The organism is Nocardioides sp. FY1077, from assembly GCF_058681775.1.
This window is the reverse complement of the sequence record NZ_JBZWDB010000001.1, coordinates 102744-115506: the sequence shown is the minus strand read 5'-3', so window position 1 is coordinate 115506 and position 12763 is coordinate 102744. Positions and strand designations below refer to the sequence as shown.

15 protein-coding genes and 1 tRNA gene are annotated in these 12763 nt (G+C 73.5%); 6 read left to right on the top strand and 10 right to left on the bottom strand.

The genetic code is table 11. The features are described 5' to 3' along the window. The first annotated feature begins 27 nt into the window (after window positions 1–27). Genes tmk through AC4OR8_RS00605 form a run of 3 tightly spaced genes read left to right on the top strand, consistent with a single transcriptional unit; the run spans window position 28 to window position 3457 of the window. The gene (tmk, locus tag AC4OR8_RS00615; protein ID WP_492163632.1) at window positions 28–675 is read left to right on the top strand and encodes a dTMP kinase; all 648 of its coding nucleotides are present in this window, start codon (window positions 28–30) and stop codon (window positions 673–675) included. Next, window positions 672–1871, top strand: a complete 1200-nt coding sequence (locus tag AC4OR8_RS00610; RefSeq protein WP_492163631.1) for a DNA polymerase III subunit delta' — start codon at window positions 672–674, stop codon at window positions 1869–1871. Before tmk ends, AC4OR8_RS00610 begins: the two co-directional genes overlap by 4 nt. After that, a complete protein-coding gene (locus AC4OR8_RS00605) occupies window positions 1868–3457 on the top strand; it encodes an alpha/beta hydrolase (protein WP_492163630.1) in 1590 nt (529 codons plus the stop codon). The genes AC4OR8_RS00610 and AC4OR8_RS00605 overlap by 4 nt, the downstream gene beginning before the upstream one ends. 14 nt (window positions 3458–3471) lie before the next feature. Here AC4OR8_RS00605 and AC4OR8_RS00600 read toward each other — a convergent pair whose 3' ends face one another. Next, window positions 3472–4398, bottom strand: coding sequence for a LysR family transcriptional regulator (locus tag AC4OR8_RS00600; protein ID WP_492163629.1), 927 nt, complete (start codon window positions 4396–4398; stop codon window positions 3472–3474). A 104-nt stretch (window positions 4399–4502) separates the two neighbouring features. Between AC4OR8_RS00600 and AC4OR8_RS00595 the strand changes: the two genes are divergently transcribed. Together AC4OR8_RS00595 and AC4OR8_RS00590 are read left to right on the top strand one after the other, a co-directional pair. Next, window positions 4503–4697 carry a hypothetical protein gene (locus tag AC4OR8_RS00595; protein WP_492163628.1) on the top strand — a complete coding sequence of 65 codons (195 nt, stop codon included), beginning with the start codon at window positions 4503–4505 and terminating at the stop codon, window positions 4695–4697. A 286-nt stretch (window positions 4698–4983) separates the two neighbouring features. Then, a tRNA-Thr gene (locus tag AC4OR8_RS00590) sits at window positions 4984–5059 on the top strand. 560 nt (window positions 5060–5619) lie between these two features. On the opposite strand, the gene AC4OR8_RS00585 is transcribed toward AC4OR8_RS00590, so the two are convergent. From AC4OR8_RS00585 to AC4OR8_RS00565, 5 genes are all read right to left on the bottom strand, one after another. Continuing rightward, a complete protein-coding gene (locus AC4OR8_RS00585) occupies window positions 5620–5832 on the bottom strand; it encodes a hypothetical protein (RefSeq protein ID WP_492163627.1) in 213 nt (70 codons plus the stop codon). A gap of 118 nt (window positions 5833–5950) precedes the next feature. After that, window positions 5951–6688: an Ig-like domain-containing protein gene (locus tag AC4OR8_RS00580; RefSeq protein WP_492163626.1), complete on the bottom strand. Its 738-nt coding sequence runs from the start codon at window positions 6686–6688 to the stop codon at window positions 5951–5953. 178 nt (window positions 6689–6866) lie between these two features. Then, window positions 6867–7058, bottom strand: coding sequence for a hypothetical protein (locus tag AC4OR8_RS00575; RefSeq protein ID WP_492163625.1), 192 nt, complete (start codon window positions 7056–7058; stop codon window positions 6867–6869). 191 nt (window positions 7059–7249) lie between these two features. Continuing rightward, window positions 7250–7969, bottom strand: coding sequence for a hypothetical protein (locus AC4OR8_RS00570; RefSeq protein WP_492163624.1), 720 nt, complete (start codon window positions 7967–7969; stop codon window positions 7250–7252). A gap of 170 nt (window positions 7970–8139) precedes the next feature. After that, a complete protein-coding gene (locus AC4OR8_RS00565; RefSeq protein ID WP_492163623.1) occupies window positions 8140–8484 on the bottom strand; it encodes a hypothetical protein in 345 nt (114 codons plus the stop codon). Between the two features lie 221 nt (window positions 8485–8705). On the opposite strand from AC4OR8_RS00565, the gene AC4OR8_RS00560 reads away from it, so the two are divergent. Further along, window positions 8706–9173 carry a BLUF domain-containing protein gene (locus AC4OR8_RS00560; protein WP_492163622.1) on the top strand — a complete coding sequence of 156 codons (468 nt, stop codon included), beginning with the start codon at window positions 8706–8708 and terminating at the stop codon, window positions 9171–9173. 20 nt (window positions 9174–9193) lie between these two features. Here AC4OR8_RS00560 and AC4OR8_RS00555 read toward each other — a convergent pair whose 3' ends face one another. The 4 genes from AC4OR8_RS00555 to AC4OR8_RS00540 are packed head-to-tail and all read right to left on the bottom strand — an operon-like array spanning window position 9194 to window position 12763. Continuing rightward, complete coding sequence (locus tag AC4OR8_RS00555; RefSeq protein WP_492163621.1) at window positions 9194–10297, bottom strand: MSMEG_0565 family glycosyltransferase; 1104 nt, start codon at window positions 10295–10297, stop codon at window positions 9194–9196. Then, complete coding sequence (locus tag AC4OR8_RS00550; protein WP_492163620.1) at window positions 10294–11133, bottom strand: carbon-nitrogen hydrolase family protein; 840 nt, start codon at window positions 11131–11133, stop codon at window positions 10294–10296. Before AC4OR8_RS00550 ends, AC4OR8_RS00555 begins: the two co-directional genes overlap by 4 nt. Then, on the bottom strand, window positions 11133–12452 hold the full coding sequence (locus AC4OR8_RS00545; RefSeq protein WP_492163619.1) for an MSMEG_0569 family flavin-dependent oxidoreductase: 1320 nt from the start codon (window positions 12450–12452) through the stop codon (window positions 11133–11135). The genes AC4OR8_RS00550 and AC4OR8_RS00545 overlap by 1 nt, the downstream gene beginning before the upstream one ends. Next, window positions 12449–12763: an MSMEG_0570 family nitrogen starvation response protein gene (locus AC4OR8_RS00540; protein WP_492164454.1), complete on the bottom strand. Its 315-nt coding sequence runs from the start codon at window positions 12761–12763 to the stop codon at window positions 12449–12451. Before AC4OR8_RS00540 ends, AC4OR8_RS00545 begins: the two co-directional genes overlap by 4 nt.

The window sequence follows — 12763 nt, the reverse complement described above, 5'->3', positions numbered from 1 at the left end:
TCGGCGCCACCTCGTAGGTTGCGGGGCGTGACCTCGACCGGCGTCTACTCCCGCACCGGGGTCTTCGTGTGCTTCGAGGGCGGCGAGGGCTCGGGCAAGTCCACCCAGTCGCGGCTGCTGCGCGGGTGGCTGGAGGCCGCCGGCCACGCCGTGGTGTCGACCTTCGAGCCCGGCGACACCCCGGTCGGCCAGGAGCTGCGCCGCATCGTGCTGAGCCCGGAGACCGGGGCCCTGGCCGACCGCACCGAGGTGCTGCTCTACGCCGCCGACAAGGCCGAGCACGTCGAGACCGTGGTGCTGCCCGCCCTGGTGCGCGGCGACGTGGTGGTCACCGACCGCTACGTCGACTCCACGCTGGCCTACCAGGGCGCCGGGCGCACGCTGCCGGTCGCCGAGGTGGAGCAGGTGGCGCGCTGGGCCACCGGCGACCTGCGGCCGCACCTGACCGTCGTCCTCGACCTCGAGCCGTCGGCGGGCCTGGCCCGCTTCGCCGGCCGTGACCGCATCGAGGGTGAGTCGCTGGAGTTCCACCTGCGGGTGCGCGAGGCGTTCACCGCGATGGCCGCCGCCGACCCGGCGCACTACCTGGTGCTCGACGCCAGGGCGCCGGTCGACGAGGTCGCCGCGGCGGTGCGCGCGCGGGTCGAGCCGCTGCTGGCGCAGGCCGCCCGATGAGCACCCCGCCCGGGACCACGACGCCCGAGACCGCCCTGCCCGTCTGGGACCGGCTCGTGGGCCAGACCAAGGTGGTCGAGGCGCTGCGCACGGCCGCCGGTGGCAAGGGGATGAGCCACTCCTGGCTGTTCACCGGGCCGCCCGGCTCCGGGCGCTCCAACGCCGCGGTGGCCTTCGCGGCGGCCCTGCAGTGCGAGCAGGGCCCGGCCGAGGCCGGCTGCGGGCGCTGCCACGAGTGCCGCACCGTGCTGGCCGGCAGCCACGCCGACGTCGCGGTGATCCGCACCCAGAAGCTCTCCATCGGCGTCGCCGAGGTGCGCGACCTGGTGCGCCGCGCGGCGCTGGCCCCGGTCGGCCGGCGCTGGCAGGTGCTGGTCGTCGAGGACGCCGACCGGCTCACCGAGCAGGCCTGCAACGCGCTGCTCAAGGCCATCGAGGAGCCCACCGACCGCACCGTGTGGATGCTGTGCGCCCCCACGGTCGACGACGTGCTGCCCACCATCCGCTCGCGGTGCCGGCTGGTCACCCTCACCACGCCCGCGGCCGACGACGTCGCGGCGTTCCTCACGCGCGTCGACGGCGTCGCGCCGACGCTGGCGGCCTACGCCGCCCGCGCCAGCCAGGGCCACATCGGGCGCGCCCGGGCGCTGGCGCGCGACGAGGGCACCCGCGACCGGCGCCGCGAGGTCGTCTCCCTGCCCGCCCGGCTGACGTCTCTCGGCACGGCCATGCAGGCCGCGGCCGACCTGGCGAAGGTGGCCAAGGAGGAGGCCGAGGTGCAGACCGCCGAGCTCGACGCCCGCGAGCGGGTCGACCTCGACGCGGCGTACGGCGTGGTCGAGCGCGGCCGGCGTCCACGCGAGTACTCCCCGGCGCTCGCCGAGATGGAGCGCGGGCAGAAGACCCGCGCCAAGCGACGCGTCCTCGACGTGGTCGACCGCAGCCTGATGGACCTGGTCTCGGTCTACCGCGACGCCATCGCCCTGGCCTGCGGGGCGACGGGCCCGCTGGTCAACGAGGAGATCCGTGGCGACGTGGAGCAGGTCGTGCGCACCTCCACCCCCGAGCTCAACCTGCGCCGCATCTCGGCGGTCTTCGAGGCCCGTGAGCAGATGCTGGAGTTCAACGTGCCGCCTGCCTTGGCGCTGGAGGCGATGATGGTGGCCCTGCAGTCCTCGGAGGGAAGTCGTCGATGAGCTCGTCCACCACCCGGGTCGTGGCCGTCGTGCTCGCGCTCGTGCTCGTCCTCGGGGCGATCGGCACGGCGCTGAGCCTCGGGCTGTCGGCGGGGTCCGACTCGTCGGGCTCCGCCGACCCCGAGGTGGTGAGCAGCGACCCCGCCCCGACGTCGACGCCCGCGCCCGACGCCGCGGAGCCGCCCGACCCCGCGCTCGCCGACTTCTACGGCCAGGAGCTGGCCTGGGAGTCGTGCGAGGACGACATGGAGTGCGCCGCGCTCGACGTCCCGCTCGACTACGCGGAGCCCGACGGCGAGACCATCGCGCTCCAGCTGCTGCGCGACCCCGCCGACGACCCCGACGCCCGGCAGGGCTCGCTGGTGGTCAACCCCGGCGGCCCCGGCGCCCCCGGCACGACGTATGCCGCAGCGGGTGACCAGGCGTTCCGCCAGCCGCTGCTCGACGCCTACGACGTGGTCGGCTTCGACCCGCGCGGCACCGGCGGCTCCGCGCCGGTCGACTGCCTCGACGACGACGAGCTCGACGCGTTCCTGGCCGCCGACCCCGAGCCCGACGACGCGGGCGAGGAGCAGGTGCTGGTCGACGACCTCGCCGCCTTCTACGACGGGTGCGTGGAGCGCTCCGGCGACCTCGCCGCCCACGTCAGCACCGTCGAGGCCGCCCGCGACATGGACGTGCTGCGCTCGGCGCTGGGCGAGTCCGCGCTCACCTACCTCGGCGCCTCCTACGGCACCAAGCTCGGCGCCACCTACGCCGAGCTGTTCCCCGACCGGGTGGGCCGCCTCGTGCTCGACGGCGCCGTCGACGTCTCGCTCACCACCCGCGAGGCCTCGCTGGGCCAGGCCCGCGGCTTCGAGACCGCGCTGCGGGCCTACGTCGAGGACTGCGTCTCCTCCGACGACTGTCCCCTCGGCGACTCCGTCGAGGAGGGGCTCGCCACGATCACCGACCTGCTCGACATCATCGACGACGGGCCGCTGCCCACCGACGACGGCCGCGAGCTCACGGTCGGCAGCGCCTTCTACGGCATCATCACCCCGCTCTACGTGCGCGACTACTGGAGCCTGCTCACCAAGGGCCTCCAGGACGCGCTCACCGGCGACGGCACCACGCTGATGCTCCTGGCCGACGCCTACGCCTCGCGCAACTCCCTGGCCGGCGGCTACCTGAACAACTCCTCCGAGGCGATCTACGCCATCAACTGCCTCGACGACCCCACCGCGATCGAGCCGGCCGACGTGCCGGCGCAGTACGCCGACTTCGAGGAGGCCTCGCCGACCTTCGGCCGGGTGTTCGCCTGGGGCCTGGTGGGCTGCCGCGGCATCGAGGTGGAGGCCGCCGAGCCGGCCCCGGAGATCGACGGCGCCGGCGCCGCGCCGATCGTCGTGGTCGGCACGACCCGCGACCCCGCCACGCCGTACGAGTGGGCGCAGGCGCTGGCCGACCAGCTCGAGTCGGGCGTGCTGGTCTCGCGCGACGGCGACGGCCACACCGGCTACAACTCCGGCAACGAGTGCGTCGACACCGCCGTGGAGGCCTACCTCGTCGACGGCACCGTGCCCGACGACGGCCTCGACTGCTGAGGGCGCCGCCGCCCTCAGCGGCGGTGGATCGGCTCGGCGACCGCGCGGATGCGGGCGGTGGCCAGCTCGATCATCAGCCGCGCCGCCGGGGAGAGCACCGCGTCGGCGCGGTGCACCACGGCGAAGGTGTCGAACTGGCGCGGGCGCAGCGACACCCAGCCGGCGTCCGGGGCGAGACGGGGGAGCAGCTGCTCGGCGGCGCCGCGCGGGATGACGGTGTCGGCCAGGCCCATGCCGACCAGCTCGACGGCGGTCTCGATGTCCTCGACCTCGATGCGGGTCTGCGGGTTGCGTCCGGTCTCGTGCAGCATGCGGCGCAGCGCCTGGCGGGTGGAGTCGACCGCGCGCCACGTGGTCTCCGGCATCACCAGCGAGGCCTGCGACAGCCGGTGGGCGGTGACCGGGGTGGCCAGGTGGGTGGGGTCGCTGCTGACGTAGACGAGCTCCTCGCGGGCCACCGGGGTGACGCTCATGCCCTCGCTGTCGACGTTGTGCACCGCGAGCATCGCCGCCTCGAGCCGCCCGCGGCGCAGGTCCTCCTGCACCTCGGTGGAGTTCTGCCCGATCAGCTCCACGCGCACGCCGGGGTAGCGGGCGAGCACGTCGGCGACCAGCCCGGCGCCGGCGTAGAGGCGGGCGATGCCGAACATGCCGAAGCGGATGGTGCCGGTCTCGAACGACTTCACCCCCTGCACGGCCCGCTGGGTCTCGTCGACGGCGGCGATCACCCGCTCGGCGTAGGGGCGCATCTCGTCGGCCACGGTGGTCGGGACGACGCCGCGCCCCACCCGGCGGAAGAGCTGGACGCCGAGGCTCTTCTCGAGGGCGCGGATCTGCTCCGACACCGACGGCTGGGCGTAGCCGAGCTGCTCGGCGGCGCGGGTCAGCGACCCCTGTTCGTAGGCGGCGAGGAAACATGTGAGCTGGTGCACAGAAAGCACAGGTTCATCCTATGGCTCGTGCAGGCAAGTGAGGCTACCTCTATGGCTCCCGGCGCGTCAGACTCGAGGCAGACACTCCGTCACGACCCGAGAAAGGATCCGCCGTGCTCACCCACCTCTGCACCTCCTGCAGCAAGCGCCAGCTCATCTTCCCCTCCCAGATCACGGCGGTCGCCGCGTCGGGCGACGACGTCGTCGCCACCTTCACCTGCTGGTGCGGCGCCGAGCAGTCCGCGCCGCTCGGCTGGGCCCCGGCCGCCCCCGCGGGCGAGCACGCCGAGCGGGTCCTCGCCGCCTGAGCGAGCCCTGGTAGGCCTGGGCAGCCCCGTGGGCGCGCGCGGCATCGGTCCGCCGCCCGGGTCGTGTGCCCCACGACGCGGCCCGGCGCGTCCGCAGGCACACGACCCGGTGCTCCGGCAGCACCAGGCCCACCGACCGGGTCGGGTGCCCAGGAACACGACAGCCCCTCCGTGCCCGGCACGGAGGGGCTGCTGCGTCGGGCGAGCCGTCGGTTTTCGTCGGCACCGGCATCGTCCGTATACTCCGACGGGTCGCCCGGACGGTCCTCGACCTGCCGGGCGTCACGCCGCCTTAGCTCAGTCGGTAGAGCGTCTCACTCGTAATGAGAAGGTCGTCGGTTCGATTCCGACAGGCGGCTCCACGAAGCAGTGCCCCTCACCAGTGTCGATGCGGTCGAGGGGCCCTCTTCCTTCCTCGTGGCGGCGGCTGATGACGGCCGAGCTGACCGCCGTCGGCCCCGCCAGCTGCAGCCTGAGGTGAGGGTCGAGACCCGCCGAGGGGTAGCCGAACGCCGCATCGGCAAGATGGAGCGATGTCGACTCGAACGACGCCCCGGGGGGACGGCCGCAAGCTCGCTGAGGAGGCGCCCCCGTTGCAGGAGGGGCAGGTCGAGGCTGCCGCCCGCATCCATCCTTGCCTCCGTCGCCCGTGACCGACAGGCGGAGGAAGGGACTGGTGACGCGCGGCCGGGACACCTCTGACGGAGCGCCAAGTCCCGGTACTGCGCTGGATCGTGGACGGTTGTCCGGGGGAGGCGACCAATCCGCGCGAGCTGTCGGCGAGGGCGCTCGCTGCGCGGCGCCTCAGCACGATCGCCGAGGCGCCAGCTCTGAGCGGAACTCGGTCACAGCGCTACAGCAGGACCGCCGCCCACCACGCGCCTCAACCACCATGAAGACGTGCACATCGGCCGAGGTGAGATCAGGAGTGGTCGTTGTCCGCCGCGCCTGACGTCATCTTCCCCGCCGCGCGGCGTTTCTGCTGGCGTCGGTGCTGAACGAGGGTCACCCCGGTGAGGAACAGGATGAACAGGCCCGTGCTGATCCAACCTCGATCTTGCGCGCGGAAGTAGATGATCGCGACGAATGCACCACCGAAGATGACGCCGAGGTAGACGTAGATGACCTTCATCATGGGCGCACTGTATGGGTGGTCAGAGGGGGTGAGCCTGCGCACCGCGAGACGTGCCGGAGCACTGAGGCCCGGCGCCGCCCCATGGGGGCAGCGCCGGGCCTCGGCTCTGTGCGACGGCTCAGCCGAGAGTGGCCCAGTGGCGCGCGACCCGGGCCGGCACGCTGATGTCGGTCGAGGAGCGGTCGCCGCGGTCGGCGCGGTCGCCGGGCAGGTCGATGCCGCGCACGGTGCCGTCGCCGACGTAGATGCCCTTGCGGGGCGAGAAGGCGTAGTAGTGCAGGCGACGGGTGCTAGCGGTGACCACCTCAGACGTGCCGCCAGCCAGGCCGAAACGCTCCGCAGGCTGCATGAGGTTGCCGTAGTAGACCCGGACGCGGAAGTCGTTGGGGTTCGTGAACTTCACTCGGCCGGGCCGGTCGAGTTTCGTGACCTTCAGAGGCTCGGGCTCGACGAACGAGACGGTCACCGTGGCGGGGGTGAGGAACTCGTCGTTGCACGCGTAGTAGGTGAAGGACAACTCGGACGGGAAGTCATCGCTACTACCGAAGAAGTTGTTGATGAAGTAGACGTCGCCGTTGAACACCTGCACGTCGGCGAAGTCAGCAAGCTCGCCCGCCTTGACCCTGCACACGCCCAGCTCGCCGCCCTGCGGATCGGAGTCGTTGGCCAGCACGTTGAGGCGCCGCGTCTCGCCGTAGTAGAGCGTGAAGGCGTCGTCGACGGCGACGGGCGGGGCAGTCTCGCCGTCGGCGGCAGCCGCCGACCCGGTGGCGGGACCCAGCAGCGCGGCGCCGAGCAGCGCGGTGAGGGTGGCGGTCAGGGCGGCGCGTCGGCGGCCCGGGGTGGCGGTGGTCATCTGTCCCTCTCTCGCCGCTCCCAGCGAGCGGCGAGGTCAAGGTAAAGCGCGGCGCGCGGCCCCGGCGGCCAACTGGTTGATCGTGACCCGATCGTCACCGCGGCCGACGGTGGCACCCGCAGCGCCAGGCCCCCACGGGTCCAAGTGGTCTGTACCACCACCAGCAAGGGGCTCCGGGCTAGGGCGTGCGGATCGTTCTGTAGAGCCCCATGACGACGAACACGGCGCCGACGACCGCGAACAGTGCGCCCCGGAGTTCACGGAGGTCGGCGACCAGGTTGATGACGCCGAGTACGACGAACGCGGCGCCGAACAGGAGCAGCACCCAGCCTGGGGCCTGCAGGATGGTTCGCTTCTCGTCGTCGGCCATGGTCTGGTCCTTCGTCGTCTCTGAGGGTGGCGCCGACGATAGGCCATCGACCCGCCGCGCGATCTACCCCTCGATCGCTTCGTCGCCGTCGAACGGGTGGGCGTCGAGGAATCGGCGGGTGGCGTCGAAGGTGCGGGCGATGAACGCCTCGAGGTGAGTGCGTTGTCCTCGGGCCGTGGCCTCGTCGTGCTTCAGGACCGACCCGCCGCGGTGGCAGGGCGCAGCTTCTCCACGTCGCGGCCAACTAACCCCTCGCGGTCGTAGCTCGGAACGGTGAAGGAGTAGGCCCTCCCGTTGAAGTCCTCAGACCGGCCGGGGGCGTCGACCGGGTCCTGACTCAGGGTGTACCGCGAATCAGGACGCCCGGGGGTGTCGTCGTAGAAGACGCTGGTGGCGTCCGTGCTGAGCACCTCGTCGACCGGCTCGACGTCCCCGGATGCGCGGTCCATGGTCAGGTTCTCGTTCGAGCGGACGACCGCAAACGGTGCGCCGGGGTCTGAGTCCCACAAGATCTCCACCCCGTTCTCGTCGCTGACCCAGATCAACGGCCCCCTACCGTCATAGCTGTTCTGCAGCGTCCCGATCGTCACGACCTCTCGTACGCGGTTGTCCGCGTCGACCTCGTAGAGGCGGTACGCATCGAACGGCCCCACCGAGTTCCCGTCGAGCACAAACGGGGTGGTCGCCATCAGGTGAGGTTCGGCTGCCAACCCGTCGGTAGGGCTGTTCTCAACGAGCCATGCGTCCCGATCGACAGCGACGACAACGCTACCGTCACACGTCATCCCCAGCCTTCGACCCGGCGGCGTCGCGGCCTGGGCCGCCTCGACGGAACACTCCTGCGAGCCGTCGTCGAGCTGGGTCGCGCAGAGGCCGACGGCGGCGAGCGCGACTGCGAGGCCGGCCGCCACGCGGGCTCTCCGAGATTCCGTCATTGCAGTCTCCACCTGGTCTGACCGGAAGGGACCTTGCTGCCGATGGACCGCTTCGCCGCCGGAACGCCGGGCCGGCGTGGCCGCTGGCGACGCCGTTGGCGGCTCCACCAACAGGTCGTGGCGACCCCCGGCGGTTCCGGGCGCGGTCAGCCGATGAGGGTCTTCTTGATGACCTTCCACACGCCGTTGCGGCGCTCGAGGTCGAGGACGACGGTGCGCTCGGTGGAGGGGTCCGAGGGGCCGCAGCGGCCGTAGGCGCGGACCTGCTCGTTGCCGTCCTGGCCGAGCTTCGTGCCGGAGGTGTCGAAGATCGTGTGGGCGCGGGCCTTCGACATGCTGCCGTCGGTCTTGATCTGGCGGAACTCGTCCCGGCTGACGCAGCCGGGGGTGTCGGCGGACGCGGCCGGCGCGGTCAGGACGGCGCCCCCGGAGAGCAGGACGGCGGCCGCGGCGACGCCGGCGGCGAGACGGGTGGGCGTGGTGGTGGACATGAGACTCCTAGGTAGGTGGGAGGCCACCGTCGCACCGGCCGGTGCGCTCTGTCCGGCGAACGCCAGGAGCCGGCCGGGCAGGTCGGTGTGACGCGCACCGGCCGGGGCCGTTCGCCGACGCGCGACGACACACGTCCTTAGAGTGGGCACCGGGGCCGTCGGACCCCGACCCGGCCGGTGACCCCCGCGCCGCCGGACCCCCCACGACAGGAGCACTGCAGGTGTTGTCCCTGACCTACGTCAGCTCGGCGCGTGACCTGATGGACGTGCCGCAGCTCGTGCGCATGCTCGAGGGCATCCGCGCGAAGAACGAGGCCACCGGTGTCACCGGCGTGCTGCTCTACAGCGGCGGCAACATCATCCAGGTGCTCGAGGGGCCCGACGACGTCGTGCGTGCCCTGTTCGCCGCGATCGAGATCGACCCGCGCCACCGCGGGGTCATCCTGGTCTGGGAGGACGAGATCGAGGAGCGGTCGTTCCCCGACTGGTCGATGGGCTTCCGCGACCTCGGCGGCCAGGGCACCCAGGACGTCGCCGGCTTCACCACCTTCATGCAGCGCTCCGCCCCGTCGGCCACCGAGACGTTCGGGACGACGAGCGGGACCGGGGCGACGGGTGGGCCCGGCGCCACCGGCACGCGCGACCCGGTGCACCGGCTGCTCGAGGTGTTCCGCGACACCATGCGCTGAGCCGCAGGGTCTCGGCCCGGTCAGCCGCCGGAGCCGTACGCGAGCGAGCGGTAGAGCGCGAGGTGGGCCGCGGCCGCAGCGCGCCAGGTGAAGATGTGGGCGTGCGCGCGCCCCGGTGCGGGGTCCGGCGGGACCGCCACCGCCCGGGCCAGCGCCGCCGCGATCGAGGCGGGGGTGTCGGCGTACGCGACGTGGTCGCCGAGCACCTCCCGCAGCACCGGCAGCCCGCGGGCGACGACCGGCACGCCGGCGGCGAGGGCCTCGAGGGGGGCGAGCCCGAAGCCCTCCTGGGTCGAGACGAACCCCAGCGCCGAGGCCTGCGCGACGAGCGCGGGCAGGCTGTCGTGGTCGACGACGCCCAGCACCTCGGGACGCACGTCGAGCTCGCGCGCCCGGCGGTCGAACGCCGCGCGGTAGTCGCGGTAGTCGAAGAGGGTCTCCCCGCCGGCCAGCACGAACCGGAGGTCGGGGTGGTCGCGCCGCAGCAGGGCGTAGGCCTCGAGCAGATCGAGGGTGCCCTTGCGCGGCTCGATGCCGCCGAGGGACAGCACGTAGCGCCCCAGGCGCCCGCGCCACCGCTCGCGGCCCGCGGCGTCGCGGGCGCCGGCCGCGAAGCGCTCGGCGTCGACGCCGTTCGCGATCACCGTGGCGGGCAGGCCCCAGCCGGCGGCGACCTCGTCGGCCACCGCCCGCGACACGCAGACGCGGGCGACGGGGCCGACGACGGCGCGCTCGTGGCAGGCGACGAGCTCGGGCGTGGTGAAGGTGTCGAGGTGGTGGACGGTGCGCAGGCACTCACCCGAGCGCATCGCGGCGTTGGTGCTGATGCAGTCCTGGGCGTGCACGACGTCGTAGCCGTCGCGCTCGCGGGCGAAGGCCTCGCCGAGGGTCTCGATAGAGCGCAGGATGCGGGGCCCGACCTCGTCACCGAGGTCGGGGAACGGCACGGCGTGCACGGTGACGGCGGCGTCGACCGGGCGGAAGAAGGTGGTGTCGCCGCCGCGCCCGAGGGTCCACAGGTGCACGTCGAGCCCGTCGGTGCGCGCCAGCGCCTCGGCCAGCGCGAGGGTGTGCACCACGCCCCCGCGGGGCTTGGTGGAGTAGGTGAGCAGCGCGATCCTCACCGGTGCCGCTCCAGGCGGTACGCCGCGCGGCTGAGCTCGTCGAGGTGGTGCAGGGTGCGCCGGGCCCGTGAGACCTCGGCGTCCACGTCGACGGTGGTGACGGCGAGCCCGCCCTTGCCGGAGGTGCGGCACAGCACGTCGCCGCCGGGGCCGACCACCTTGGCCTGGCCCAGGAAGCGCAGCCCGCCCGTCACGCCGGTCTGGTTCGACGACGCCCACACGACCTGGTTCTCGGCCGCCCGGGCGCAGTCGTAGAGGTCGAACAGCCGCGCCTGGCGGTCGTGCGGCAGCCGGTCGGCCCGGTCGGTCACCGACGCGGGCCACGCCGACAGGCAGGCCAGCACCTGCGCGCCGTCGAGGGCCAGCGACCGGGCGGCCTCCGGGAAGGTCTTGTCGTAGTCGATGAGCAGGCCCATCCGGCCGACCGGGGTGTCGAACGCCGCGAACCGGTCGCCGGCGGCGTACACCTGCGACTCCCCGGCGGGCAGGTGGACCTTGCGGTGGCGCCCGAGCACGCCGTCGCCGGTGACGCACAGCGCGGCGTTGTAGGGGGCGCCGTCGGGGTCGTCGGAGGCCTCGGCGTAGCCCAGGCACACCACCATGTCGCCGGCCATCGCCACGACCCGGCGCACCTCCTCGGAGTCGGCGCGCAGCGCCGGCGGTGGCCCGGAGGGCTGGCGCAGGTCGTCGAGGTAGCCGCCCAGGGTGGCGTCGGGCAGCACCAGCACGTCGCAGCCGGCGGCCCGGGCGTCGGTGACGATGCGCTGCACCTTGGCCAGCCCGCGGTCGAGGTCGCGGCCGAAGTGCGCCGCGACGGCGCCGATGGTGACGGGCACTAGGAGACCTGGCGCACCCGCGGGAGCGCCCCCGTGGTCGAGCCCGTGGTCGAGCCGGCGGTGGAGCCCGTGGTCGTGCCGGTGATCACCCCGGCCAGGTGCTCGGCGTCGCGGGCGACGCCGAGGAAGCGGCCGGAGCCCCAGGTGTGCAGCCACGGCAGGCCGAGGAAGTACAGCCCCGGCACCGACGTGACGCCCCGGACGTGGGTGGGCCGCCCGCTGCCGTCGAACGCGCCGACGCCGACCCAGCGGTAGTCGGGCCGGTAGCCGATGGCCCAGACGACCGTGCGCACGCCGGCGGCCGCGAGGTCGAGCGCGACGGGGTCGGCCTCCGGGGTCCAGACGGGCTCGTAGCGCGAGGGCGGGGGCGCGTCGAGGCCCACGCGGTCGACGTGGCGGTCGATGTCGGCGCAGATCGAGTTGTACGTCGCGTCCGCGGCGTCGAGCGAGCGGGTCAGCGTGGGGCGGAAGCGCAGGTCGGTGCCGCCCGGGGTGCCGAGGCCGTCGAGCACGCCGTAGAGGCGCATGCCCTCCGCGGCGAAGCGCCGCAGGTCGATGTCGCGGCCGCCGTCGCGACCGGTGACGTAGTGGTTGGTCTTCTCCCGGGCGGCCAGGCCGCCGGGGTACTGCGCCACGGCCGTGTCGTAGAGGCCCATGTCGGCCAGCCACGTCATGCAGTCGCGCCCGCGGTAGGTGCGGGCGACGCGGGGCGCGTCGCCCAGCGCGAGGTGCACCTCGCGGCCCTCGAGGTGCAGGTCCTCCGCGATCTGGGTGCCGGACTGGCCGGAGCCGACCACGAGCACCCCGCCCTCGGGCAGGTCGGCCCCCCGCCTGTAGTGCGCCGACTCCAGCTGGGTGACCGCGGGGTCCAGGCCGGCGGCCCACGCCGGCACGATCGGCACGTGGTAGCCGCCGGTGGCCACCACGACGTGCTCGGCCTCCCACGTCGTGTCTCCCCCCGGGCCGGTGCTCTCGAGCACGAAGCCGCCGCCGTCGCGCTGGCGCATCGCGGTCACCCGGGTGTGCTCGTGCAGCGGCGGGTCGAAGGTGGCGGCGTACCGGCCGAGCCACGCGACGACCTCGTCGCGGGTCATGAACCCGTCGGGGTCGGGGCCGTCGTAGGCGTGCCCGGGCAGGCGGCAGTGCCAGTTGGGGGTGACCAGGGTGAAGCTGTCCCAGCGGCTGTCGGCCCACTCGTGCGCCGCGGTCGCCGCCTCGAGGACGACGTGGTCGACGCCGTCGCGGGTGAGGTACCAGCTCGTGGCGAGGCCGGCCTGCCCGCCGCCGACGACCGCGACGGTGGTGCGCACGGTGGTCATCGGGCCTCCGGGGGAGCGGCGGTGTCGTGGGCGGGGAGCGGGGGCCACATCCGCACGACCTCGACGGGGTCGTCGGCGCGGTAGGCGGCGGCCGACCGCGCGACCTGCGCGGTGGTGGCGGCCGCGGAGGTGCAGGCGAAGCCGTACCTGCGCCGCACCCTGTCGCTGGCCACCTGCAGCGCCTCGGTGGCGCGCCGGGTGAAGTCGGCCACGGTGTACGTCGTGCCGGCGCGCAGGTGGTCGTGCAGCACCAGCGAGGGAGACCAGCACTCCTCGACACGGCCGTCGGGCCAGCGCACCACCACCGTCAT